Origin of the sequence: Escherichia sp. HH091_1A, from assembly GCF_030295175.1 — a bacterium.
Lineage (GTDB): Bacteria > Pseudomonadota > Gammaproteobacteria > Enterobacterales > Enterobacteriaceae > Escherichia > Escherichia coli_F.
The window spans coordinates 5,038,823-5,065,809 of the sequence record NZ_AP025747.1; the positions used below are offsets into that span (position 1 = coordinate 5,038,823).

17 protein-coding genes and 2 pseudogenes are annotated in these 26,987 nt (G+C 41.9%); 10 read left to right on the forward strand and 9 right to left on the reverse strand.

Going from position 1 to position 26,987, the window contains the following annotated elements:
- Positions 1–2: 2 nt before the first annotated feature.
- On the forward strand, positions 3–1,223 hold the full coding sequence (locus QUF14_RS24905; protein WP_001150580.1) for an HlyD family secretion protein: 1,221 nt from the start codon (positions 3–5) through the stop codon (positions 1,221–1,223).
- The gene (locus QUF14_RS24910) at positions 1,216–3,378 is read left to right on the forward strand and encodes a peptidase domain-containing ABC transporter (RefSeq protein WP_100733829.1); all 2,163 of its coding nucleotides are present in this window, start codon (positions 1,216–1,218) and stop codon (positions 3,376–3,378) included. The genes QUF14_RS24905 and QUF14_RS24910 overlap by 8 nt, the downstream gene beginning before the upstream one ends.
- A gap of 121 nt (positions 3,379–3,499) precedes the next feature.
- Here QUF14_RS24910 and QUF14_RS24915 read toward each other — a convergent pair.
- From QUF14_RS24915 to QUF14_RS24945, 7 genes and pseudogenes are all read right to left on the reverse strand, one after another.
- Positions 3,500–4,237, reverse strand: a pseudogene (locus QUF14_RS24915) (transposase); the annotation flags it as partial.
- A 78-nt stretch (positions 4,238–4,315) separates the two neighbouring features.
- Entirely contained in the window at positions 4,316–4,834 is a 519-nt protein-coding gene (locus tag QUF14_RS24920; RefSeq protein ID WP_000565946.1) for a fimbrial protein, read from the reverse strand.
- Positions 4,827–5,348 carry a fimbrial protein gene (locus tag QUF14_RS24925; RefSeq protein WP_000555118.1) on the reverse strand — a complete coding sequence of 174 codons (522 nt, stop codon included), beginning with the start codon at positions 5,346–5,348 and terminating at the stop codon, positions 4,827–4,829. The genes QUF14_RS24920 and QUF14_RS24925 overlap by 8 nt, the downstream gene beginning before the upstream one ends.
- 13 nt (positions 5,349–5,361) lie before the next feature.
- Positions 5,362–6,360 (reverse strand): hypothetical protein, encoded by a 999-nt coding sequence (locus tag QUF14_RS24930; protein ID WP_000276412.1) that lies wholly within the window; start codon positions 6,358–6,360, stop codon positions 5,362–5,364.
- A gap of 19 nt (positions 6,361–6,379) precedes the next feature.
- Positions 6,380–7,081: a fimbrial chaperone gene (locus QUF14_RS24935; RefSeq protein WP_001085421.1), complete on the reverse strand. Its 702-nt coding sequence runs from the start codon at positions 7,079–7,081 to the stop codon at positions 6,380–6,382.
- The gene (gene pefC / locus QUF14_RS24940) at positions 7,074–9,431 is read right to left on the reverse strand and encodes a PefC/AfrB family outer membrane usher protein (RefSeq protein WP_000695772.1); all 2,358 of its coding nucleotides are present in this window, start codon (positions 9,429–9,431) and stop codon (positions 7,074–7,076) included. Before pefC ends, QUF14_RS24935 begins: the two co-directional genes overlap by 8 nt.
- Before the next feature lie 70 nt (positions 9,432–9,501).
- Entirely contained in the window at positions 9,502–10,026 is a 525-nt protein-coding gene (locus QUF14_RS24945) for a fimbrial protein (RefSeq protein WP_000733567.1), read from the reverse strand.
- A gap of 361 nt (positions 10,027–10,387) precedes the next feature.
- On the opposite strand from QUF14_RS24945, the gene QUF14_RS24950 reads away from it, so the two are divergent.
- From QUF14_RS24950 to ghoT, 8 genes and pseudogenes are all read left to right on the forward strand, one after another.
- Complete coding sequence (locus QUF14_RS24950; RefSeq protein WP_001033998.1) at positions 10,388–14,224, forward strand: S6 family peptidase; 3,837 nt, start codon at positions 10,388–10,390, stop codon at positions 14,222–14,224.
- A 906-nt stretch (positions 14,225–15,130) separates the two neighbouring features.
- Entirely contained in the window at positions 15,131–15,961 is an 831-nt protein-coding gene (locus QUF14_RS24955; protein WP_100733991.1) for an AraC family transcriptional regulator, read from the forward strand.
- A gap of 1,155 nt (positions 15,962–17,116) precedes the next feature.
- Positions 17,117–21,046 carry an autotransporter outer membrane beta-barrel domain-containing protein gene (locus QUF14_RS24960; RefSeq protein ID WP_286333132.1) on the forward strand — a complete coding sequence of 1,310 codons (3,930 nt, stop codon included), beginning with the start codon at positions 17,117–17,119 and terminating at the stop codon, positions 21,044–21,046.
- A gap of 103 nt (positions 21,047–21,149) precedes the next feature.
- Positions 21,150–21,305 (forward strand): annotated as a pseudogene (gene yjdI, locus QUF14_RS24965) (4Fe-4S mono-cluster protein YjdI); the annotation flags it as partial.
- A gap of 11 nt (positions 21,306–21,316) precedes the next feature.
- Entirely contained in the window at positions 21,317–21,589 is a 273-nt protein-coding gene (locus tag QUF14_RS24970) for a GNAT family N-acetyltransferase (RefSeq protein WP_000405654.1), read from the forward strand.
- Positions 21,590–21,804: 215 nt separating this feature from the next.
- Positions 21,805–23,033 (forward strand): IS3-like element IS2 family transposase gene (locus QUF14_RS24975; protein WP_097494069.1). Its coding sequence is split into 2 segments (ribosomal slippage): positions 21,805–22,120 and positions 22,120–23,033, totalling 1,230 coding nucleotides; the frame shifts between segments, so codons are not numbered across the junction.
- Between the two features lie 120 nt (positions 23,034–23,153).
- Positions 23,154–23,450, forward strand: coding sequence for a type V toxin-antitoxin system endoribonuclease antitoxin GhoS (gene ghoS, locus QUF14_RS24980; RefSeq protein ID WP_000398619.1), 297 nt, complete (start codon positions 23,154–23,156; stop codon positions 23,448–23,450).
- 27 nt (positions 23,451–23,477) lie between these two features.
- A complete protein-coding gene (gene ghoT / locus QUF14_RS24985; RefSeq protein ID WP_001173343.1) occupies positions 23,478–23,651 on the forward strand; it encodes a type V toxin-antitoxin system toxin GhoT in 174 nt (57 codons plus the stop codon).
- Between the two features lie 118 nt (positions 23,652–23,769).
- Here ghoT and lysS read toward each other — a convergent pair whose 3' ends face one another.
- Complete coding sequence (lysS, locus tag QUF14_RS24990; RefSeq protein ID WP_000003806.1) at positions 23,770–25,287, reverse strand: lysine--tRNA ligase; 1,518 nt, start codon at positions 25,285–25,287, stop codon at positions 23,770–23,772.
- A 236-nt stretch (positions 25,288–25,523) separates the two neighbouring features.
- Positions 25,524–26,981, reverse strand: coding sequence for a dipeptide/tripeptide permease DtpC (dtpC, locus tag QUF14_RS24995; protein ID WP_000856811.1), 1,458 nt, complete (start codon positions 26,979–26,981; stop codon positions 25,524–25,526).
- Positions 26,982–26,987: the final 6 nt, after the last annotated feature.

Sequence of the window (26,987 nt, forward strand, 5' to 3'; positions counted from 1 at the left end):
CCATGCAAGATTTTATTGAAAAAAATCATCGTTCTAATTTTGGTGACGTGATTATCGCCACCACATTTTCTCAGCGTGCTATTACTGTATGCTCTGTTATTATTTTTATTTGTATTATTCTGTTTATGTCTTTCGCAGAATATACACAAAAAAGAAATGTCAATGGGATTGTTTACCCAGATAAAGGGATTATTAGTATTAAAAGCAAACAATCAGGTACTTTGTCAGCACTTTATGTAAAAAGTGGAGATTATATTAACTCAGGCGAAAAATTGCTTGCAATCGACGCATCATCATCAACCCATTATTTCAAAAACAATGAAGAAAATTATCGGGAGATGTTATCAAAATTAAGATCGATTAGTAGCCTGGAAACACAGAATAATATAACTGCATTGGAAGCAAAAAAGAAATTAACAGAGGAACAGATTATTCAAACTAAAAACAGCAAGGCGATTATGGAGCGTCAAATCAGATTGCTTAATGCAGCGATACATTCTCAGCAAATATCATTTGGTAAAATACAGGATGCCTATAAAAAGCGGTATGTTTCAGATGTTGAGAAAAACAATGCTGAGATGCAGTTAATTGATAAGAAAATGCAGTTACAATCACTTAATAATGAAATTTCCTCCAAAGAGGGACAAATTATAAGTCTCAAAAAGGAATTAGAGGATACCATAGACAGAATAAAAAATATTCAGAATGAAAATGAAAAAGAGAATATCGATTCGTTAATAAAAATGTATGGTGTTGCTTCTGATTCAGAATCTATCCTTCGCGCGCCTTCTGCAGGAAAAATTGCAGAAGTTGTTGAGAAGACAGGAAGTTTTGTTAACGCGGGTGATACTATACTTACAGTAATTCCGCAAGGAAGTGTAAACCAGATTGTGGCCTTTATATCACCAGAGTTCATTGGTGAAATAAAGCAAGGTACGAGAGTTGCGTTGAAATATGATTCTTATCCCTATCAACGATTTGGGTTTGAACATGGTATTATCATTGATATATCCAGGGTTCCACTTCAACCTGAAGATATCTATACAAACTTTGGTATTAAATTTGAAAATGCTTGTTACAGGATTGTGATTAAAATTACTGAAAAAAAGAAACGAATTAATATTATCCCAGGTATGAGTCTTAAGGTTGATATACCGACAAGAAAAACATCCATCATTAAATGGATATTCCCTTTCTTTAGAGATAAAGATATAGATGCATAATATACTGAATCAAAATGTTTTTTTGAGAAAAAAACATCTTCCACTCATATTCCAGACGGAAAGAACAGATTGTGCTCTTTCTTGTATCGCTATGATTGCTAATTTTCATGGTATTTCATTAAGTTTGTCTCAACTGAAGAGTAATTATCCTCAATATAAAGGGGGGATGAACCTGAATGATGTCTATGACATTCTTTCTTCTACTGGATTGAATGTTAGAGTTTTGTCTGTTGATAATGATGAGCTAGGGAAAGTGAAGTTGCCATGCATACTTCATTGGGATTGTGACCACTTTGTTGTTTTGAGAAAAATAAAAAGGGATAAATTTATTGTTCATGATCCAGAACGAGGCATGCTTACACTTGGTTATGTGAAATTTTTTGAACATTTTTCTGGTATTATTGTTGAATCCATTCCCAGACTTGTCATCCCGGATCTGCCATCAACAAATCTGCTTTCTGGCAAGGAGAAAAAATATTCTGTCTCTAATAATTTGAGTTTTTTCGTTTCGTTGCTGAGGCAGTGCCAGTCACCAGTTTTCTTTATATTGATATTATTATTTATCATCGAGTTTATTAATATTTGTTTGCCGCAGGTGACACAACTAATCATAGATGACGTTATTGTGAATAGTGATATGCATCTCCTGATTGTTGCGACATTAGGGTATTTTTTTCTAAGTTTAATACAAATAGTTGTCACTTCTGCCAAAGATGTTATCTTTATATGGATAAGCGCCCATCTCGGATATCAACTTCCTCTTAGCTTTTACAATAAATTAATGGCGTTACCTGTTTCTTTTTTTAACTCAAGAACGCTTGGGGACCTTATATCAAGATTTGACTCGGTTGATTTTATAAAAAATACTACAACGACGCAATTGCTGACTACAGTACTGGACTCTATCATGATGTCAGCATCATTTATTATGTTGATGATTTATGATAAGTCCTTAGCATTAATAGTGATGCTCATGCTATTTCTGTATGCACTCACTAAATTTTTTTCATATAAAATTTATAAGTATTGTAATGTGAGTACGCTTAAATCAAAAGCGAGGCAGAATGGCGCTGTTATTGAAAGTGTTAAGAATCATCAACTTTTAAAATTATATTCTGAATGTCGAGGGGTTAGAGGGAATTTTTCTCAGAGCCTTGTTGATGTTGTAAACAATCAGGCAAAAGTAGGTTATATTCAGATCATTTTTACCGGCGCAAATTTATTTCTATCATCTTTGAAAAATATTTTTATTTTGTATTTCGGAGGCATTCAGGTCATGTCAGGGAATTTTAGTATTGGCATGTTGGTTGCTTTTATTTCATACTCTGAACAATTTTGCCGCCGCTCGATGAAAATAATTGATTTCCTGATGCAGGGCTATATGTCTGGAGTGCATATTGAACGTATCAACGAAGTTATAACAGCCCCCCCAGAAACTGAATCCCCTGCACAATTTTTTTCATCCAAATATACAAATGGAATTTCTCTGGAATTAAATAACATCTCTTTTTCCTATTCCACAAAATCTGTAATATTATCCAGTCTCTCATTTAAACTTGATCCCGGTGAAGTATTACTCATCTCTGGTAAATCAGGTTGCGGTAAAAGTACCTTAGTAAAAATAATTCTTGGCTTATTACCGCCTACTGGAGGACACATTATATGCAATGGTGTGAATATTTTGGAGCATAATATTCAGTCCTTCAGGAAAATTACTGGTACTGTTTTACAAGGAGATTCTCTTCTTAGTGGCTCTCTGCTTTATAATATTTCCTTTGATAATACAGTTTCTCTTGATGATGTTATTCATATTACAAAAGGGCTGGGAATACATGAGGTAATCAATAGCCTACCGATGGGATATTACTCCCAGGTGACAGATATTAATGCCTTTTTGTCGGTTGGTCAGATTCAGCGTATTTTACTTGCCAGGGCTATATACAGAAAACCAGCTTTGCTTATCCTTGATGAAGCAACGAGTAATCTTGACCATGAATCTGAAACACAACTTATTGATTATATTGCCACTATTCCCTGTGCAAAAATTATTATAAGCCATAAAGGTGAAGCACTACGAATTGCAGATAAGATCTTGTATTTAGATAGAACAACATCATATTGCAAGAGTAATATTCACAACAAACATTATTCATAAAAATGTATGGAAATACCCAACCTTTCTGGCTGGGTATTATCACATGCGACATTAGCATGAGTCATTACTCAATCTATCAGGGGCCAGTTTCTGGGCTGACCCATAAAGTTGGACAGTTCATGTGTACCAACACGCCCTGTTTTCTCAGTGAGAGCGTGATTCTGCGGTAGCCATAACGCCCGTTGTGATAGTGATAAATCTCTCTGATTTTGTATTTCAGTCCGGTATGCCTGTCCACTCGCTTCAGGGCATTTATATTGTGATACCACGTACTGCGGGGCATACCCGCTGCACGCAGAAGATCACCGAGCGCATGCTTCAGCCTTTGCCCACTGATTATCCTGGCTTTCTGCCGTTTTCTCGCTTTGAATAAGGCCCTCAGCTATTTTAGACAGGCATTCTCTGCGCGAAGGTAACGGAGTTTCGCCCGCAGTTCTTCGGGAGATAACTTTTCCAGTTCTGCATCGGTAAGTGGAGGTGTTTTTTGAGGTTTTGTCATGTCCTTGCTCCGGCCAGGTTTTATGTTCAGAAGTCCTTCTTCACCAGTGTCTTTGTAGACCTTCACCCAGTGCCGGACAACGGATTCATTTGAGATATTAAACCGTACGGCGGCCTCGCGCATGGTAAGTTCTTGACTCACAGCCTTCAGGACAACCGTCAGTCGAAACTCAGGAGAGTGGCGGTCATTTTTCCATGTAATACCATCAATACCGTGGAGTTGCCAGGCTCTTACCCAGCGTCGCACTGATGTTTCTTCAACACCAAAACGTACAGCGGTACGACGTGCGCCATCGTGTCCGGCAAGATAATGATTAACGACAGCTAATCTGGTTTCGAGAGAATATTTTGACTTTGCCATAGAAAACTGCACCTTAATCAGTTGGGTGTCCAACTTTTGGGGTGCAGCCCAGCGTTCCCGGCTTGTATTTATACCATCTCAATAATAGGTAAATGTAACCGGCAAACTGGCGGTGTAACTCCCGGCAGGAATTGTCCCTGTATGCGGTGAAACTCTGACCAGTAAACTTCCGTCAAACTGTTTTGGACTCACAAGAAAAGGGGCTTTACTCAACTCAACCGGTGAGCCAAATGTAACGGCTTCACTGCTTTTTTTCCATGACAGCGTAAGATCTACCATACTGTTGGAGGTCGTGAGTTTAGAATCATTGCCCCCGGAAAACGTCACTTCAAATTTGGTAATATCATTTAAACAGTTTATTACAATAGGGACTTCAACATTATTGTCGCCTAATATCGCGCCTGATGTCGTTATAAGGGGAAGCTGAACATTTACAGGCAGACCAGTTCCATTATTAATCTGACATTGTGGATTGGTCACGGTCATGGTGATGGGCAAGCTAACGTTTGCTTTTTGCGCTGCATAACCCGCTAGCGGCATGGATGCGCTTAAGAGTCCCATAAGCAAGGGAAAAAGGAGATAACGCTTATCAATCATAGGTCACCTCGACTGTCAAACTGGTATTAACATTCCCTGCCTGGAGCGTTTCTCCGGGAATTTGTTTGGGTAAAAGCTGAAACTGGCCAAGCATTTCACTATTATTACTTAATGAAGTTAATGCTGGTACAAGAGGCTTATTCAATTCAAGCGGTGCAAAACTTGTGCTGGCTGCATTTTTCCATGACAGCGCAAGCCCAACGCCAGATAAACCCGTTTTCATCAGACTGTTACTACTCGCAGCAACGCCTGCGGCTGGTGAAAATTTGATAGAGATCCCCGTTGCAGGCCAACTGCAGGAAATATTCAAATCGACGGTCTGAGCCGTTGTTGCGCTATTTTCAAACTGACTAAAGCTGACATGTTGAAAGTTAAGGTTTGCCGGAGAGAGTGACAATGCACATGTGTTTACGGCTAACTCGGCGTTTATTATCGCTCTCCTCAGCACTGATTTCGACGCAGAGGCGTTATTAAATGAAAAAAGTATCAAAAAAAATATTAGCCATCTATGCATAACGTCATCCAGCCTATCTGTATATTAGCGAAATATTGAGGTACGTTGAAACCTTACCGACAGGAAGCGGAGTTGAAGGTTTGACGTTGATTCTGAAGCGTTCCGAAGCATCAAGATCGATTTTAGTTGGCGTATAAACCTGATAATTAGTATTTAGAGGAACTGTCATTTCAGATCCATATAGTCTGGTTATCTGGAAGTTTAACCTCTTTCCATCAGCATCGTTGGCACTAAACATACCATTTGTATTATCAACCACATTCTCTGGTTCAAAACGGATATACAAGCCATTAATCATTGCTTTGTTTTTACAAGAATAAGAAACCATAATTTCTTTATATATACGTCCATTATTAACATCATTTGGAGTTAATTTACCAAAATCAATATTCTCAGGATACAAAGACATCGAGCAAGTGCCAATATCATTAAAAACAAAAGTCATCATTTCCCCCAATTGAGCACTGATATTTATTGCGGGACTGTTAACTAGTGTCTTGCCTGCAGAGGGTATCGGTATATTAACAGTATACTCACCGATTTGTGCATTTTGTATCCAGTATTGATCATTTACCACAAGTCTGGCTTTTCCCAAGTTGGTACCTGCAGGCCAGTGGGCTTTTCCATCCCAGCCGGTAGATATAATGTTGTTAGAGTAAATGAATCCACTACTGCACGTCATCCCCTCCAGTTGCCATTCAATGTTTGGATAGGGCGTCGTTATGGTGGTCGGGGTTTTACAGCTTCCTCCACCAGTCATTCTTATGGTCATTTTACTCTTTCCGACAGCATTTTCTATATAATCCGGTTCACAATCAATGCTATTAGGTAGAGTTAGATTCATAAGTAACAATGGGGCATTATCTGCCGACGTGTAGCCTTTCATAAAATAGCGAGAATCATTGGGATCAATTTGAAAAGCTATTCCTCCCCCACTACAGTTTGCTGCCATAGCGGGTACGGAACTGAGTGATGCAAAAACAAAGAAAAGAGCAAGCACAAATTTATACATGGCAAAAACCTTATGCACCTCAGGATTTAGTTAATTTATACTCTTTATCAACACCATAATCATCGAATGCCACTATACTCAGACTGTTGTTGGTGACTGACTTACCCAACGATACTTTTTCACCCGGAGCAAATACAGATAGTTTATCTTTAATATCCTCGCTAACTTTTATGGCTGTTCCATTTTGTTTAACACTGATTATTGCAAAGTAGTAGGGGGTGTCATTCCAGAGAACGGTGTTCCCCTCACTGCTTATCGCCTTAATATTCTGCTCGGCGTTTTCCCTTTTCTCTTTCAATGTGTCAGGACGATAAAACATTTTGACCTGAGTATGCAGTGCAATCGCTAAAGTATTAGCGCCGTCTTTCGGCGCTTTTGGGATCTCCTGAACATTGATCCAGAACAGCGATTCTTTGTCCTTTGGAAGCGCATCATTAATTTTCAGAATACGCAGGATTTGTTTATGCTGTTCAGTCACTTTAAAAAATGTAGGACTGGGCACAAAATAGACGTTTTTATCGTTCTGATCCTGGTTTTCAATCCATATTTGCCCACCATATTCCTGAGTAGACTGGTTATCAACCTGCACAGAGATATTCTCTCTTTTTTCATCAAAAACATAACGTGTGCTGTTAAGGACGAAAGCCGCATGACTTGATGCCGTAAATAAACACAGTGATGCGAACATGAATAATTTCTGTAGTGTATTTTTCTTAGCCACACTTAATCTCCTGTACTTTACCCATATCTTTCTTCAGCGATCGAGAGTCGAATTTGCAATCACCGACAGAAATTATCCCTTCATCTTTTTCTTCCAGATTCATTAATAGAATACCGCCGTTGTTGACGTAGCCGATTTCCTGATTTTCCGCGTTTTTAGCAATACTCCCCATTGGAATAACGAAACCATTACCGCTGATGACTTTAACAATATAGGTGTTGATTTTTCTGTATTTCACCTTTTTATAGATAATCGCGTTTTCTGTTGGCGTTACATTGATTGCGTTTTCAGTTAATTCAACGCTCTGCGGCAGGTTGTCCGCATTGACCGTGATGGTATTATTGTTATATGCCGTTAGCGGTATGACCGCGCGTCCTTTTTTATCGCCAGGCATGGAACCATTAAATCTGACGCCAGGAATATTTTCCATCTGGACAACTGCAATTTCATCATTTTTCACAGGCGTAAAAAGGATACCTGCATCAGGCACTCCGATAATACTGCCGCCAACCTGGAATGATGAACTCGATGTGCTCCCCATTTGCGAATAGCTTGCCGAGGTTTGTAAGCCATCAAACAGATAAGAAGCAGAAACTGCGCTTCCTGTAATGTTGCGTGACTGGTTGATGGATGCGTTATAGCTTAAACGTGAATTAATACTTCCGGAAACGCCGGTGTTGAAATTGGTACCGTTACGGCGATCATAGTTTATACCCGAGAAACTATATTGTGATTTATCAAACACGCTAAAGGGCACGCTAATGGAGAGTCCGGCGTTATAATCGTTTTCCATGCCCTGAAGTCGGGAATATCCGGCATTCAGAGATACCGAAATATTATTAAAGCTCTTACTAAGATTTAAGTTTGCACCTAATTCACTGGAACGGTCCCAGTAGTCCTCCTTCCAGGCCGACATATTTAAGAATACATTCATTTCCGGTAATTGATAGGTAATAATTGATTCATACCGCTGTTTAGGTCTGTTGTTTAACAGGCTGTAATAACGATAGTTGAAATCTGAATAATCAATATAATTCTCGGAGTTAAAACGATAACCGATTAGCTGTAAATTCGCGTTTTCCCCTAAGGCACGGGCATATTTTACCGATGCGCTAAAACCATTCATGGCTTTGCCGTTATGATATTTGGCTTGCGACAGGTTGCCGCTCATCGCGACTGCGCCAAACCAGCCAAAAGAACGGATAAACCCCAGACCAACGTTAGTGTAGTTTTTGTCCACTAACGCAGATGTGTTAAGCGTAAAGGGTACAAAACCGTAATCATAGGTCATTTGCGCGAATAAGCTATCCTCATCACGCTTGTCACTGTACTGGTCAACTTTGCTACCTACGGCAATATTGTAATTATAATTACCAGGTTTCAATAAATTCGGCAGAACGGCAACCGGGAAGCGCTGTTCTTTGACCGTGCCGTCCTCTTCATAGACCTTTAAAATAATATCGCCGGAATACACACCAGTCAGATCGTTGATCACAAAAGGACCTGGCGGAACCACGAATGATTTCAATGTGTACCCGCCTTGTTCGACAGTGACGCGGGCATGCGTTCTGGCAATGCCGTTGATTACCGGGGCATAGGATTGTGAGTCCCAGGGATACATATCCTGATTGGACTTTAATTGTGCGCCATAAAAGGTAAATCCGTTATTCAGAGTATTGTAGGACTGGGTTTTACCAATCAGAATATCTGATTTAATCGATTTAATTGCATGCATTAACAGCAGGTTATTGCTCTGAAATTTTTCTCCCTGATACGCGTATCCCCTGCCAAGCAGGACCCATTCGCCAATGTTAACCTGACCGTCAATATTACCGTATGTTGTCCGCTCCTGGTTGCTGGATTTTGAAGTATTCAGATCATAAGCGAGTTTGAAACCGGGAGTGCCATAATCCCAAGGGCCACCCTCTTTTTGGGTATCGATAAAACCTGCCTGTGGCATATCGATTGAAAGCTCTTGCAGGGAAGAATCAAATTTTACCCGACTGTTTTTATCTTTATCAATAAAGTAGCAGTTTCGTGCTGGATTAAGAAACTCTTTATAGAATTCCTTATTTATACTAATACCTTTTTCCTGTAACCATTCATCTGAAAGGCAAATATGTTCAGCATCATCATCGCTAATTGTTAATTGTACAGAATTAGCCATTTTAGAACCATTAAATAGCAGATCAACAACGTATTTCCCAGGTATGTTTTGCCCTCTATTCTTCAGTACCTCTGGCACTTCTTTGCTACCGCCGCGGATAAAATTATAATTGAATTCGTCGGCAAGAATTTCATTTGACCATAAATGAAAAATGATAGCGATACATAATACTTTTATCTTCATTTTAAAACCTTGCCGACGTAAGTTATCCTTCAATAAAGGAAGTAAACTTACTTCCTTTGACTAAGGCGAATTATTTATATGTGACTACATAACTTGCAGATGCGGTAAACAACCCTGGGGTTGCACCATTACTAGGTCTAACTAGTTGGGCAGTATAGTCAAATGATTTAGGATTAGTATAATTGAAGGACGTATTTCCTTGTTTAATCATGGTATCAGCCGTATTCGTGGAATTGGTTGCTTTTACCTGAAGATAAGCTGACGTACCTCCAGTAGTTGTGGAGTTAGTGATACCTGCCGGGTTTAGGGTAGGAGACGTCCAGTTAATACTAGCGGCAGATTTACTAAGGCAGTCTTGAGCTGATGGAACCAATTTAAAGACTACGGCGGTACCATTAGCAGTATTTGCTGTTGACAATACACCTAAATTAACATCTGAAATATTCCCACCGCTACTATCTTGAAGCTTAAGTTCACAGGTTGCACTAGAAACGCTACCCGTAAAGTTTACAGTACCGGAGTTTGGTGCAGCCATGGCATTAGATGCCACACCCAGAACTGCCATAATTGCCGTACCTAAAATCAGCTTTTTCATTTTATACTCCATAAATAAATAATTGGCTTAGGCTTGATTCTTAAATTTGCTCACAACCATCTTAATGAGCGATGCAGAATATATTGCACTGGAAGTTCACAATCAAATACCAAATAATCATTCGTTATTTTTCTATCATATTTTTTTATTTTTTAATATAACAACTCATAAAAATTCAACTTATTGACACTAATCCTTTTGTTTTTATTAATCGGTTAAAATAAAGGGTGGGGGGTAATCAACCAATTATTAGTGATATCTCTTCGAGATATAAAAATAAAAATGAAACCTTTTTTTATTGACAGCTACCGATGTTTATTTGAATGTCAATTATTTAAGAAGATAGTTATCAGGAGATAAAGTGAATAAAATATATGCAATAAAAAAGAACAAAAAGGGCGAGGCGGTTGTCGTTTCAGAAGTTAGTGAAGGCATAAGGAAGAGTGTTACTTCACGACTATCGTTAAACATCCTGTTAATGATTGGATTATGGTTATTATGTTCTGCCTCATCACGGGCTTCGGTGACGACAAACTATATTCCTTATCAGACCTATCGTGATTTTGCTGAAAATAAAGGTCTTTTTAAACCAGGCACCGTGAACATATCTTTTTATGATAAACAGGGCAATGTCGTTACAAGCTTAAGTAAAGCCCCCATGATTGACTTCAGCTCTAATGACTCGACTGGGGTTGCAACACTGGTTTCGCCACAGTATGTCGTCAGCGTTAAACACAATGTTGGTTATCAATATGTGAAATTTGGTTATACCGATGATTCCTCCTATACCCTTGTTGATAAAAATAACCACTGGAGAGATTTCCACACTCCTCGTCTCAACAAAATTGTTACTGAGGTTACACCGCTGGATATAACCAATGCGGGCACTGCTAATGGAACCTATCAAAATGCTGATCGTTTCCCTGTGTTCTATCGAGTTGGTGCGGGGACTCAATATGTAAAAGATACCAACGGAAAAATTTTCCATTTAATGGGAGCGTATACTTATAAAACAGGTGGAATAGTGAATACGCCGGCTATATCTGACTGGAGTTTTGTCACGAATACCACTAATACTCCACTCTCAACCTACGGTACTCCCGGTGACAGCGGTTCTCCTCTTTTTGCCTGGGATGCAGACCAAAATAAATGGGTTTTGTTAGCAGTTCTCAATTCATATGCAGGAGTCAATGGCAATACTAACTGGTACACAATAATTCCTGCCGGTGATGTAAAAAATACGATGAAACAAGATGTCGATGCACCGGTAAATACAAAACAAGGTGAAGGAGATATTCATTGGTCATATGACGAAAAAACGGGACTTGGTTCATTAACTCAGGGAAGCGCATCATGGGCAATGCATGGGAATTTGGGAACAACATGGCCTGCTTCGCTTAATAGTGGTAAAGATCTAACTTTTCAGGGCGGCGGTACTGTAGTGTTAGAAAATACTGTAAATCAGGGGGCTGGCACACTTACTTTTGATGATGATTATATTGTCAAGCCCGTTGATACTCAGACATGGAAAGGTGGCGGAATTATTGTTAATGGTGAGCATCTTGTCGACTGGCAGATTAATGGGGTTACTGGTGATAGTTTGCATAAACTGGGTACGGGTACGTTAAAAATTAACGGTACCGGTGTAAACCCAGGAAGCTTAAGTGTGGGAGACGGAACCGTTATATTGGCGCAGCGTGCTGATAATAACGGACTGAGCCAGGCGTTCAGTTCTGTCAGTATTGTAAGTGGGCGCCCTACTCTGGTGCTAAGCGACGACAAACAAATTAATCCGGATAATATCAAATGGGGCTATCATGGCGGCAAGCTCGACATTAATGGAAACGGTTTGACTTTTCATAAACTTAACGGGGCTGATGATGGAGCCATACTGACTAACAGTGGCTCCATGGCTAATGTTAATCTGGATTTCAACAGCCCAGATACAACAGCCACGATTGCTAATATCTGGCACGGCCATTTCACCGGTAATGTAAATATCATTAATGAGGTTACCGCAGGCACACAGAATGATTTCGTTATTGATGGTGGAGTGGATACTCAGGGGAGTGTAACTCAGCAAAATGGTCGGCTATTTATGCAAGGACATCCGGTTGTTCACGCCGTCAGCAGCCAGGACGTAGCAAATAAGTTAAAGGCGCTGGGTGACAATTCAGTACTGACCCAACCAGTGTCATTTACTCAGAACGATTGGGAAAATCGACAGTTCAGTATGGCTGAGCTTAACTTACAAAATGCTGAATTTTACCTTGCAAGAAACGCCAGCCTTAATACGAGAATTAATGCCGATCATTCTACCGTTACATTAGGTAGTGAGGATCTTTATATTGATCTCAATGACGGTAATGGCGTGGCAACCAAACCAACATTGGGTAAGTCAAAGGCAACCGCAGAAGATGATCAGAGTCGTTTCAATGGACATGTACAGTTGAAACAAGGATCGACACTAACTATTAATGAACATTTTGTCGGTGGTATTGATAGTACAGATAGTGCGACGACGATAACCTCTACAGATACCACACTTAATCAGCTCAGTCGTTTCACTCAATCTTCTTTGTCATTAGGTGAAGGGGCAAAATTGACCGCTACAGCCGGATTGCTTTCTGACGGGACGGTAAGCAGTAATGCCAGGACGAGCCTTACCTTGCTATCAGACCAGCCTGGAACGATGTATTCCGCCAAAAGCTGGGAACTTAGCGGGCAAAGCACGAGCTTAAATGTTGGCGCAGGTGGGATCATCACTGGAGATATCAATGCCAATGATGCGGCAAGCATTAGGTTTGGCACGACTGATATTAACCAATCCACAAATTACTATGGAGATATCAACGCGCCGTTGGCAAGTGTAACAATGAAGGACACTGCCTGGCAGGCAAACAAGCAGTCGGTGGTTAAGTCGCTCACTTTGAATGGTTCAACACTGAGCTTTAATCGTTTCGGGCAGGGGGGGCTGACGTCAGATACGCTAGAGGCCACTAACAGCTCATTCATTATCAATGCCGATGGTAAAGCAGCAGATACAGTGACGGTAAATCAGGCATTGACAGGGGCGAATAACACACTGGTTGTTATTCCTACGACAAATTCAGTAAAACAGGGCGGTTACCCTGTGGCATTGGTTACTGCCCCGAAAAATACACAAAGCGATATATTTACACTTAACCCGGTTTCAATAAATGCGGGGTTCCATAGTTTCACACCGCAACTTGATGTGTTGGAGACCGATGTTAATAAACAATGGCGTCTGGAGGGATTTTACATACAGCCTGATAAAGCCGCTTTGCGGACAGGCAAGAGTTTTATGGATCTCGGTTATAAAAACTTTCTTACAGAAATTAATAATCTGAATGATCGAATGGGCGACTTACGTCATACCCATGGTGAAACTGGGGCATGGGCTAGACTTAACAGTGGTTCGGGCTCAGCTACTGATGGATTTACCGGAAGTTATACGCACTTGCAAATTGGGGCAGACAGGAAGCATATAATTGAAGGCGGAGAGTTATTTACTGGAGTAACGGCGACATTTACAAACAGTAATAACCGGGGTACTGGTTGGTCAGGAAGAACCAAATCAACGGGTATTGGTGTGTACGCTTCAGCTATGTTTGACTCTGGACTCTATGTAGATACTATCGGGAAATATGTGCGTCATGACAATCATTACTCATCAAGTGCGTTAGGAATGCCAGAACAAGATTATGGCTCGCACTCATGGTATTTGGGCGCTGAGGCCGGTTGGCGTTTTTCCTTACCTGACGAAACATATATACAGCCGCAAACAGAGTTGATCTACGGTACTGTATCTGAGAATCAGTTAGCCTGGCAATTCAATGGGGTCGAGATCAATATGCAACGTAAGCAGATGCAACCATTGATTGGTCGCACAGGAATTGAATTTGGCAAAACATTCAGCGGCAAAGACTGGGAAATGACAGCATTGACTGGGGTTAATTATCAGTACGATTTATTTAAGCCTACTGTGACAGCATTCAAGGATCTGGCAGGTGATACATATATTAATAATGGTAAAGATAGCAGAGTGGTATTCAATGTCGGGTTAAATACTAAAATTAAAGAAAACACTAGGATAAGTCTGAATGTGGAGCGTTCTGAGTTCGGTTCTTACAATATTGACAAGCTAATAAATGCTAATATTCGTTATACATTCTGAGTAGAAGAGTAGATAAAAAAGAAAACCTGAACATATTGTTCAGGTTTTCTTATTGATTTGTTGTTATAGCTAGTCAAATATGCTTATCTATTGGATATTCTGAAGTGTAAAATTTTATCTTATGCTGCTATTTTTTAGGGTGGTTTTATTCTTTACTTTAGCTTATAGTTGGATTCAGTTCAGATTTCTAATATTTTATATGTGCTATGACCGTTGCTCTAATAATGGTTACAAAAGATATTTATTTAAAAAATGGTCTCTTATATTTTTCAAGTCAGGATGAAGAGTATAAATGTTTTGAGTTCAGTGGCCGAGCCTCTGTATATGAGGCCGTTCAGCAATATAATTATGTTTATATAGTTTGCGATAATAATAATTATTTTTTATACAGCCTTCTTTTTTCAGGGGGACCTGTTAAATGCATATGTGTTGATAATATAACTATCCAATATGGAAATCGGTTATCAATTGATTATACGCATCCACCAGAACAAATTCTTCGATCTCTTAATAATACTGAACGAGAGATTCTTTACCTCTATTTTATTAAACGGAGAAAAATAAAAGAAATTTCAAATATTACATGTTTAAGCGTAAGTAAGATTTATTATAGAATAAGAATGATAAAAATTAAATTTGGCGCTGAAACGACACGGAAGCTTCCAATTCTTTTTAGATGTTATCTGTAACATCAACTGATTTGATTTTCATTTTTTTCATGACGTAACTATTATCAGAGTCAATTAATTTTATCACCATAGTGACTAACTATTTATAGTCTATGAAATTAGTTGATATGTCGATGCGAAACTTTTTACCGGGAAGTATTCATCTTTGCGTTATTTCCGAGTTTACAGAGTGGATATCCCATGAAACTATATTGTTACAAAGCATGGGGGTGACTGTATGAATAGTCAAAATGCTTTAAGTAATATGAGGCTTGCTGTTAGAGGGGAGATATCCTGTCACTCTACATTGGTTCTTAAAAAGATTAGATTCTACAATTGTGCTATTATTTATCTTCGCAATGCCCAATTACTGGTTAAAACAATAGATGGGGGGGTTATTAATATTCCTCCTGAATCAATATGTTATATTGAGAAAAATACAGTCATTGATGTTACACTTAACGTGTTAGGTAAAGGCATGCCTTATGATATTTTCCACATAGACAACAATATATTAAGCTGTATCTGCAAAGTAATGGAACCATTGTTACTGAATCCACATAAAGTTGGTTCTATGCGAAGTAGAATTTTTAATTGCACGGCGGATAAGACAGATACAGAAATATTTAAAATAATAACAGAGGCGAATGTCCCACATCATAGACTAATTTATAACATTACTTATTTGTTATCTAAAGTTGATGATATTGAATCTTTGGTTTGCTCATTATCTGTTTCAACAGACTCTACTTTCACAGAAAAATTAAAGTCAATAATAGAATCTGATCTGTCAAAATCATGGCGATTAGTTGATCTGGCAAATGTTTTACATATGTCTGAAGTCTCAATTCTGAAAAAACTTGAAAAAGAAAATAATAATTTTAACAATTTGATTCTGGATATTAGAATGCAACATGCAGCAAGATTGATAACGACGACTGAAAAACATATTAATAGTATATCTGATGAGGTTGGATATGTTAGCACATCATATTTTATCCGTAACTTTAAAAGTTATTTTGGTATAACACCAAAACAGTTTTCCTTGAAAGTGAAAAGGAAATCATAATATATATTACATATATATTATAGGCAGAAGCAGTTCTTACTGATTTTTAATCGTTTTCCGGTGAGGTGAATATGATATGCATTTTTAATAGGCCCCGTCCAGGACGAGTTCCTTTTCTATATATTAAGAATAATGTTATTTTTTAACCAAAAATGATGATGTTGCGCAGGGAATAGTCAGGAGATATTCCATAGTCCTGAACGTTCATTCCCCAGAACGAGAAGTTGAACATGCCTCTATAGCGAATAGTGTTCCGGACTCGAATCGTTGAACGATATCCTGCAATTTGGAGCATGAGGTGTTTCTATCCTATGCAACAGAATCATCATTAATCCAGATGTGTAGGCCTGAAAAACAGGCTTGGCAATATTGATACCAACAACCCTGATCGTGTTCATGTGATGTTACTCCCGGATTAATGCAGTCAGTAAAAGTATGGCACTGACTGCATTAAGAAGGGACGTCCATCATATCCCGACGCAAACGCTCCCACCGACATCGCCATTGAGTCCTGCACCGTATCGGTGAACTTGTAACTATTCCGTATAATCATTCTATACACATTTATTGGCTTGATGTGTCAAATACTTCTTAATCTCGGAGAGAAGTGTGTCAGGTGATACGTTAACTCGCCATTATCTACATATTTAGAGAATTACTCAAATAATAACGAATTATTTACCCATGTGCTCAATTAATCTTCGAATATAAAAACATCCACATGTTAAAAGCATTATTGTTTTCCAAAAAAATAAAAGAATACGATACAATAATGTTAACGCGTGGAATAAATGAAGAATTCCGCCGCACAATGATATAAAATAAAAAACAATAAATGCAAAAACACTTAAACGCCATATGATTTTTTTATTTATTGATTTTATTTTTGTAGCTTTATCCTTCATTATGCAATGTGGGTATGGAGTCGTTATTATATTCTAAATACTTTTGGACGGCGCAATGCAATTTAATTATTGCAATGTAAGTATGCTTATTACACTACTATACAATCTGTATTGTAAATGTATTTCTTACAGGCGCGGGTTCAATTTTGTTTTTTAACTGCAATTAATAAAGGAAACTGGAAGCTTTTTGTTAATAAAGGCATAGTTCTATTGGTTTGTATTATGTTATAAACGTTATGGAGTCTTACCCGTGAACAGAATATATTCACTTAAGTATTGTCACCTTACTCAAGGGCTTATAGCTGTATCAGAATTAGCATCCCGAGTATCCTCTAAAACCGGTCGAAAACTTCTCGCTACATTTATAGTTTCCGCCTTGTCTTATGGTGCTGCTGAACATGCCTATGCAGCGCAGATGGATACCCGAAATTTCTGGATCCGTGATTATCTTGATTTGGCACAGAATAAAGGTGTATTTCAGCCTGGAGCATACGGGGTGAAAACGCCATTAAAAAATGGTGGTGAATTCAGTTTTCCTGAAGTAACGATTCCTGATTTTTCTCCAGTATCCGCTAAAGTTGCAACAACTGCTATTGGTAATGCCTACAGTGTTACCGCAAGCCATAATGGCACTATTCACCATGCCGTTAAAACTCAGACATGGGGACAGTCAGACTATCATTATGTTGATCGGGTGACCAAAGGTGACTTTGCGGTCCAGCGTCTGGATAAGTTTGTTGTTGAAACAGCGGGTGCAACAGAGCATGCTGATTTCAACTTATCAGCAGCAGAAGCACTAGAGCGTTATGGTATTGAGTTCAATGGAAAGAAACAGATAATCGGTTTTCGGGTCGGATCCGGAGCAACCGGTGTTACATCTTATGGGGTGGGACAGGCATATAATCCATTATTACGCAGTGCCTCTATGTTTCAGTTAAACTGGAACAATATGTTAGCCACGAATAATACAGGTGGATTTTATAATGAAGTGACAGGAGGAGACAGCGGTTCCGGATTTTATCTTTATGACAATCAGAGAAAAAAATGGGTCATTCTTGGAACAACATATGGTAAAGCATTCTCCAGTAAGGATACCTGGGCCTTTTTTGCCCGATATGATCAGAACACTGTCGATAACCTGAAAAATACTTTTACTCAGGAGGTGAACCTCAATGGTCAGAAAATGACCGCCAATAATAAAAATATTACTGTTAACGGTAATACAACCGCTATTGAACTGACCAGGAATAATAAAAATAAAGATTTGAAATTTCATGGTGGCGGGAGCATTGAACTTACCGATAATCTGAACTCAGGAACCGGAGGACTGATTTTTGATGAGGGACAACATTATTCGGTTATTGGGAAAGATAAAACCTATAAAGGGGCGGGTGTTGAGATCGGAAAAGGTACGGTTGTTGACTGGTCGGTAAAAGGAGCGGCAAACGATAACCTGCACAAAACAGGGGCCGGGACACTGAATGTCAATGTGGCCCAGGGGAATAACCTGAAAACAGGTGACGGTACCGTTTTTCTTAATGCAGAAAAGGCTTTCAATGCTATCTATGTTGCCAGTGGCCGTGGAACGGTCAAACTGGGGCAGGCCGATGCGCTGGATAAAAATAGTGATTACAGAGGTATTTATTTTACCAGCCGTGGAGGGACTCTGGATTTAAACGGGTTCAGCCAGTCGTTTAAGAAGATTGCGGCAACTGATGTTGGTACCATTATCACCAATACTTCTGATAAAACAGCGACCCTTTCTCTACAAAACCCTTCCCGTTATGTCTATCACGGTAGTATCACGGGAAATACGAATATCGAACACACTGGAACACAGAAAAGTGCTGACAGTAGCCTGATTATTGACGGAAACATTAATACGCACAATGACATTACTGTACGGAATTCCCAGCTTCGGTTACAGGGACATGCCACAACACATGCCATTTTTCGTGATGGTCCCCGGCACTGCTATGTACCGGGAGTCCTTTGTGACAAAGATTTTGTCGCTGATTTCGCCAGACTGGAGAGTGAGGCAAACAAAAAAAATAACAGTGCCTATAAAACAAATAACCAGGTGGCTTCCTTTGACCAGCCCGACTGGGAAACCCGACATTTTCGATTTAAGACACTGAATCTGGAAAACGCAGAATTCACAACTGCACGTAACTCAGTTGTTGAGGGTGATATTATCGCATCGAATTCAACGCTGAAACTGGGGGGCGATGTTCCGGTATTCATTGATATGTATGATGGCATCAATATTACCGGTAATGGTTTTGGCTTCCGCCAGGACGTTCGTGAAGGACGCTCAGCAGATGATGGCAGTAGCAGCTATACGGGCAATATTACACTGCAGAAAGGCTCCACGCTGGACATCAACAACCGCTTCACTGGCGGGATTGAAGCCTATGACAGTAAGGTAAATGTCACCTCACCGGATGCCGTGCTGCAGAACAGCGGTGTTTTCGTGAATTCCCCCCTTTCTGTCCGTGACGGCGGTCATCTGACGGCACAAAAAGGGCTCTACAGTGATGGCCGGGTTCAGATTGGAAAGAACGGTACGCTTTCCCTGAGCGGCACGCCGGAGAATGGTGCGGATAATACCTGGATGCCTGTTCTGACATACATGACGGAAGGCTACGATTTAACCGGTGATAACGCCACGCTGGACATCAGCCAGCAGGCGCATGTTTCCGGGGATGTTCATGCAACCAGTTCATCCACAATTCGTATTGGCTCTGAAAACCCGGGCTCAGTTTCCTCTTCTGTCTCCCCTGTTCTGGCTGCCGGGGTGTTCAGCGGGTATAACGCGGCGTACTACGGTGCCATCACCGGCGGTAAGGGAAACGTCAGTATGAATAATGGCCTGTGGCAGCTGACCGGAGATTCCGGTATCAACAGTCTGACGACCCGTAACAGCCGGGTTCAGTCTGAAGAAAAGGGGGCCTTCCGTACCCTGACGGTTAATACACTTGATGCCACGGGCAGTGATTTTGTCCTGCGCACTGACCTGAAAAATGCAGATAAAATTCATGTGACCAAAAAAGCCAGCGGTTCAGATAACACCCTGAACGTCAGTTTTATGAAGAACCCGACTCCGGGGCAGTCCCTGAATATTCCGCTGGTCAGTGCACCGGCCGGAACATCAGGAGATATCTTTAAGGCTGGCACCCGGGTGACTGGCTTCAGTCGTGTGACGCCGACGCTGCATGTCGACACCACGGGGGGCAGTACGAAGTGGATTCTGGATGGTTTCAGGACGGAAGCCGATAAAGCGGCTGCAGCGAAGGCGGACAGTTTCATGAATGCCGGCTACAAAAACTTTATGACGGAAGTTAACAACCTGAACAAACGTATGGGTGAACTGCGTGATACGAACGGTGATGCCGGTGCCTGGGCCCGTATCATGAACGGCGCCGGTTCAGCCGATGGCGGGTACAGTGATAATTACACTCACGTTCAGGTCGGCTTTGACAAAAAACATGTGCTGGATGGCGTGGACCTGTTCACCGGTGTCACGATGACCTATACCGACAGCAGTGCAGACAGTGATGCGTTCAGCGGGAAAACAAAATCCGTGGGGGGCGGTCTGTATGCTTCCGCACTGTTTAACTCCGGTGCCTACATTGATTTGATTGGTAAATATATTCACCATGACAATGATTACACAGGCAACTTTGCCGGTCTGGGTACGAAGCACTACGGAACTCACTCCTGGTATGCCGGAGCGGAAACGGGTTACCGTTATCACCTGACGGAAGACACATTTATTGAGCCTCAGGCCGAACTGGTTTACGGCGCCGTGTCCGGGAAAACATTCCGCTGGAAAGACGGTGAGATGGACCTGAGTATGAAGAACAAGGATTTCAGCCCGTTGATTGGCAGAACAGGGATTGAACTGGGCAAAACATTCAGTGGTAAGGACTGGAGTGTGACAGCCCGTGCCGGAACCAGCTGGCAGTTTGACCTGCTGAATAATGGCGAGACGGTTCTTCGTGATGCCTCTGGAGAAAAACGGATTAAAGGGGAGAAGGACAGCAGGATGTTGTTCAATGTCGGCATGAACGCACAGATAAAGGACAACATGCGCTTTGGGCTGGAGTTTGAGAAATCCGCCTTTGGTAAATACAACGTGGATAACGCGATAAACGCGAATTTCCGGTATATGTTCTGACAAGGAGAGGCCCCTGAAAAGGGGCCTGTAGTGATATTACTCCCGGATTAATGCAGCTAGTAAAGGCATGGCTCTGATTACCTTGGGAAGAGGTGCCCATCACATCTCTACAAATTCTGGCAATTGCGTACGTGGCAACGGCAGGTTATTTAGTCTCAAACGTAAGCCGTGGATCATGCCGGATGAAGTTGACGTCACCACTGTAGTGAAAGTGATTGATATGTGCCCGAGCGGCGCGCTGAAATACCGTCATAAATAAGCGAGGGTAAAATGGAAATACGCGAAGGCTACAATAAATTTTACATTAATGACGAACAAGGCAAGCAAATTGCTGAAATTGTCTTTGTGCCGACCGGCAAGAATTTAGCGATTATCGAACATACCGATGTCGATGAAAGCCTGAAAGGGCAAGGGATTGGTAAACAGCTGGTTGCGAAAGTCGTGGAAAAAATGCGTCGGGAAAAACGAAAAATTATCCCACTATGCCCCTTTGCGAAACACGAATTTGATAAAACGCGTGAGTATGATGATATTCGCAGTTGATGGGAGAGTACAGAGTCACGATATTTTTCATGCTCTCCGCGGTGTGATGCAGGAGAGAATCTGAAGGGTAGGGGGATGCACAAAGAATGGTCAGAGAGAGCGTTTTCTTGTCCCAAGTCATCCCTAGACTGGCCCCCTGAATCTCCAGACAACCAGTATCACTTAAATAAGTGATAGTCTTAATACTAGTTTTTAGACTAGTCATTGGAGAACAGATGATTGATGTCTTAGGGCCGGAGAAACGCAGACGGCGTACCACACAGGAAAAGATCGCAATTGTTCAGCAGAGCTTTGAACCGGGGATGACGGTCTCCCTCGTTGCCCGGCAACATGGTGTAGCAGCCAGCCAGTTATTTCTCTGGCGTAAGCAATACCAGGAAGGAAGTCTTACTGCTGTCGCCGCCGGAGAACAGGTTGTTCCTGCCTCTGAACTTGCTGCCGCCATGAAGCAGATTAAAGAACTCCAGCGCCTGCTCGGCAAGAAAACGATGGAAAATGAACTCCTCAAAGAAGCCGTTGAATATGGACGGGCAAAAAAGTGGATAGCGCACGCGCCCTTATTGCCCGGGGATGGGGAGTAAGCTTAGTCAGCCGTTGTCTCCGGGTGTCGCGTGCGCAGTTGCACGTCATTCTCAGACGAACCGATGACTGGATGGATGGCCGCCGCAGTCGTCACACTGATGATACGGATGTGCTTCTCCGTATACACCATGTTATCGGAGAGCTGCCCACGTATGGTTATCGTCGGGTATGGGCGCTGCTTCGCAGACAGGCAGAACTTGATGGTATGCCTGCGATCAATGCCAAACGTGTTTACCGGATCATGCGCCAGAATGCGCTGTTGCTTGAGCGAAAACCTGCTGTACCGCCATCGAAACGGGCACATACAGGCAGAGTGGCCGTGAAAGAAAGCAATCAGCGATGGTGCTCTGACGGGTTCGAGTTCTGCTGTGATAACGGAGAGAGACTGCGTGTCACGTTCGCGCTGGACTGCTGTGATCGTGAGGCACTGCACTGGGCGGTCACTACCGGCGGCTTCAACAGTGAAACAGTACAGGACGTCATGCTGGGAGCGGTGGAACGCCGCTTCGGCAACGATCTTCCGTCGTCTCCAGTGGAGTGGCTGACGGATAATGGTTCATGCTACCGGGCTAATGAAACACGCCAGTTCGCCCGGATGTTGGGACTTGAACCGAAGAACACGGCGGTGCGGAGTCCGGAGAGTAACGGAATAGCAGAGAGCTTCGTGAAAACGATAAAGCGTGACTACATCAGTATCATGCCCAAACCAGACGGGTTAACGGCAGCAAAGAACCTTGCAGAGGCGTTCGAGCATTATAACGAATGGCATCCGCATAGTGCGCTGGGTTATCGCTCGCCACGGGAATATCTGCGGCAGCAGGCTTGTAATGGGTTAAGTGATAACAGATGTCTGGAAATATAGGGGCAAATCCAATCCCCTTTACTGAGCAAAAAAAAAAGAATATCTCCTATATGAGAATCATCGATCGGGGTTAATAAGTTGTGCGTCCCCAGATCGTTTAATATTGATAGGAGTCATATTATGGAAGGTAAAAACAAGTTCAATACTTATGTTGTTTCTTTTGATTATCCATCATCTTATTCCTCAGTGTTCTTAAGGTTAAGATCATTGATGTATGATATGAATTTCTCCTCTATCGTGGCTGATGAATATGGGATACCACGACAATTGAATGAAAATTCCTTCGCAATAACGACATCGTTAGCCGCAAGTGAAATCGAAGATTTAATCAGGCTCAAATGCTTAGACTTACCGGATATTGATTTTGACCTCAACATTATGACAGTTGATGACTATTTCCGTCAGTTTTACAAGTAGTCAGGAAGGATAAGAAGAACATAAAAAATGGCACTATTCTCTAAAATATTAATTTTTTATGTGATTGGTGTGAACATATCCTTTGTCATTATCTGGTTTATCTCACATGAGAAAACACATATTCGTTTACTTAGTGCATTTCTGGTCGGAATAACCTGGCCAATGAGCCTGCCTGTGGCATTACTTTTTTCTCTCTTTTAGGAGCTGTAGTTGAGTGGACCCGCTGGTTATCTTGAAACGAAGCGTCTCTCCTCGAAACTGGATTTGTGGAACGACGAACGAAGCAGTCGTCTGACTGCTTCGTTCGTTAAAATGAAATTTATTTCTGTGGACGCATCGCCGGGAAGAGAATAACGTCGCGAATAGTATGACTGTTAGTAAACAGCATAATCATTCGGTCGATACCAATACCCAGACCCGCGGTTGGCGGCAGACCATATTCCAGCGCAGTCACGTAATCTTCGTCATAGAACATGGCTTCGTCGTCACCTGCAGCTTTAGCGTTAACCTGTTCCTGGAAACGTTCCGCCTGATCTTCTGCGTCGTTTAATTCGCTAAAACCATTACCAATTTCACGACCACCGATGAAGAATTCAAAACGGTCGGTGATTTCCGGGTTAACATCATTACGGCGCGCCAGCGGTGACACTTCTGCCGGATATTCCGTAATAAAGGTTGGCTGAATCAGATGTGCTTCTGCCACTTCATCAAAGATCTCCGTGACAATACGTCCCAGCCCCCAGCTTTTCTCTACCGTAATTCCGATAGATTCAGCTAATGCTTTAGCAGCATCAAAATTATCCAGGTCCGCCATATCGGTTTCTGGACGATATTTTTTGATTGCTTCGCGCATGGTGAGTTTTTCAAACGGTTTGCCGAAATCAAACACATGCTCGCCATAAGTGACTTTAGTGGTACCCAGTACCTCTTGTGCCAGAGTGCGGAACAGTGATTCCGTCAGTTCAATCAAATCGTGGTAATCCGCATACGCCATGTAGAGTTCCATCATCGTGAACTCAGGATTATGACGAACAGAAATACCTTCATTACGGAAGTTACGGTTGATTTCGAATACCCGTTCAAAACCACCTACAACCAGACGTTTCAGATATAGCTCCGGCGCAATACGCAGGTACATATCCAAATCCAGAGCATTATGATGGGTAATAAACGGGCGAGCAGATGCCCCACCTGGAATTACCTGCATCATTGGGGTTTCTACTTCCATAAAACCGCGAGCGACCATGAACTGACGGATAGCGGCCAGAATTTTTGAACGGACAACAAACGTTTGACGGGATTTATCGTTAGCGATGAGGTCCAGATAACGTTGACGATAACGGACTTCCTGATCCTGTAAGCCATGGAATTTATCCGGCAATGGACGCAGTGCCTTAGTCAGCAGGCGTAACTCAGTACAGTGAATGGAAAGCTCACCCGTTTGCGTCTTAAACAGCGTACCGCGGGCACCGATAATGTCGCCGAGGTCCCATTTTTTAAACTGATCGTTATAAACACCTTCTGGCAGGCTATCTCGTGCAACATACAGTTGAATACGGCCACCGACATCCTGCAACGTTACAAAGGAGGCTTTCCCCATGATACGACGGGTCATCATTCGGCCAGCAACCGAGACTTCAATGTTTAAGGATTCCAGTTCCTGGTTATCCTTCGCATCAAACTCTTCGTGCAACTGGTCAGAGGTATGGTCGCGGCGAAAATCATTAGGAAACGCCACACCTTGCTGACGCAGTGCCGCCAGTTTTTCGCGGCGATTTCTCAGTTCATCGTTAAAATCAATAGCCTCATTGGCTCCCCGTGTTTCTCGTTCAGACATTTTGGTTCCTCTAAATCCAGCTTTCAATTTAGCGTAGATAAAGAGACAGATCGGTACACTGTATTATCTGCCTCGACTATTAATAACTCAGTTTATCTTATCGAAACTAACGCTTACCTCAAGTTGATATCACTAATAAATAACCATAAAAATGGTTTAAATGACTTATTAATCTCGATTTGCTAGTGTGATAAACTGAAAGTTAATTTATTCATAACAAATTGTTTTTACGACAGTTAATCGTTGCTCTCCTGTATCATATTCGTCGGCGTGCTAAACAGAAAACGGGTAGCAAAGGCCAATACCACGATGATCGCGACACAAGCCAACGTCCACTCTCCCATCTGAGAAAAGAATCGCTGGTAAGCTGCAATTGCCATTCCGCTAATTTGCGACTCTGTCGTCTGCTGTGCCACGACGCCTGCCAGCCAGTTGGCGACCGCGCCTGTTGCCAGCATATAAATACCGGTTAATACGCCAGACATTTTCAGACGCGTGATTTGCGCAATCGCCACCGGGTCAATAAAGAGTTCGGCAAAGCCCATTAGCGCCAGCCCGGATATCATCACGCCCATTGACGCTTGACCGCCAGCTGCTGCATGTCGGGCATCAAATGCCAGCAACATAAAGCCACAAGCCATCAGCAGTAAGCCAAAGGCAAACTTCAGCCAGACGCGCAATGCTGAATTGCCGCGGCTTTCTGGCGACGCCAGCCAGGCCAGAACAACCCCAGCGAGCATCACTGCAATCGCATTCACTGACTGGAATAGCGCAGTCGGCACTTCAATATTGAATGCCTGACGATTCACAAAGCGATCGATAAACAAGCTGATGGTGCTGCCGCCCTGTTGTGCCAGTACCCAGAACAACGTTCCGACAAGCATCAACAATACTATTTGCCAAAGAGCACGACGGTGTTCGGGGTATTTGATCATCATGCGGGCAATGATTTGTGCAGCAATAAGGCAAACGATCGCCAGCAAATATCCGGACCAGTCGTTCTCCAGCAGTAGGGTAAAAAATACTGGGGCTAAACAGAGCATCACCACTAACCAGCTCCATACCGGTAAGGCAAATTTCACGCGAGTGAGCGCTTTTTTATCCATACTACGCGTTGACTGGAAATGACGATGACCGCTTAAGAAAATCAACAAACCGATAAACATGCCACCACCCGCAAGGGCAAAGCCAACATGCCATCCATACCACTGAGCAGCCAGACCGCAGGCGATGGGGGCTGCGATAGAACCGATATTGCCCGCAGCATACAGCAGCGAAAAACCGCCATCACGTCGATGATCGTCAGGGGCATAGAGCTCGCCAAGCAAACAGCTGATGTTCGATTTGAATAAACCGTAGCCACAAATAATGATTGCCAGCGCCAGATACAGGCTAAAGGTTGAATTTGTATCAATGCCCAGCACCACATGGCCAAGGGTCATTAACAGCGCGCCGGCAATCACTGCAGTGCGGTTGCCGAGCAGGCGGTCGGCAAGCCAGCCGCCGAGAATAGGGGTAACGTAAACCAGAGAAGCATATGCGCTGAACAGACTGATGGCATGGTTATCATCAAAACCAAGCTGATGGGTGAGGTAGAGAATGAGTAAGGCACGCATGCCGTAAAAACTGAAGTACTCCCAGATTTGGATCGCCACGATATAGTATATCGCGCGCGGCTGTGAGGGTGTTTTCATGTGTTC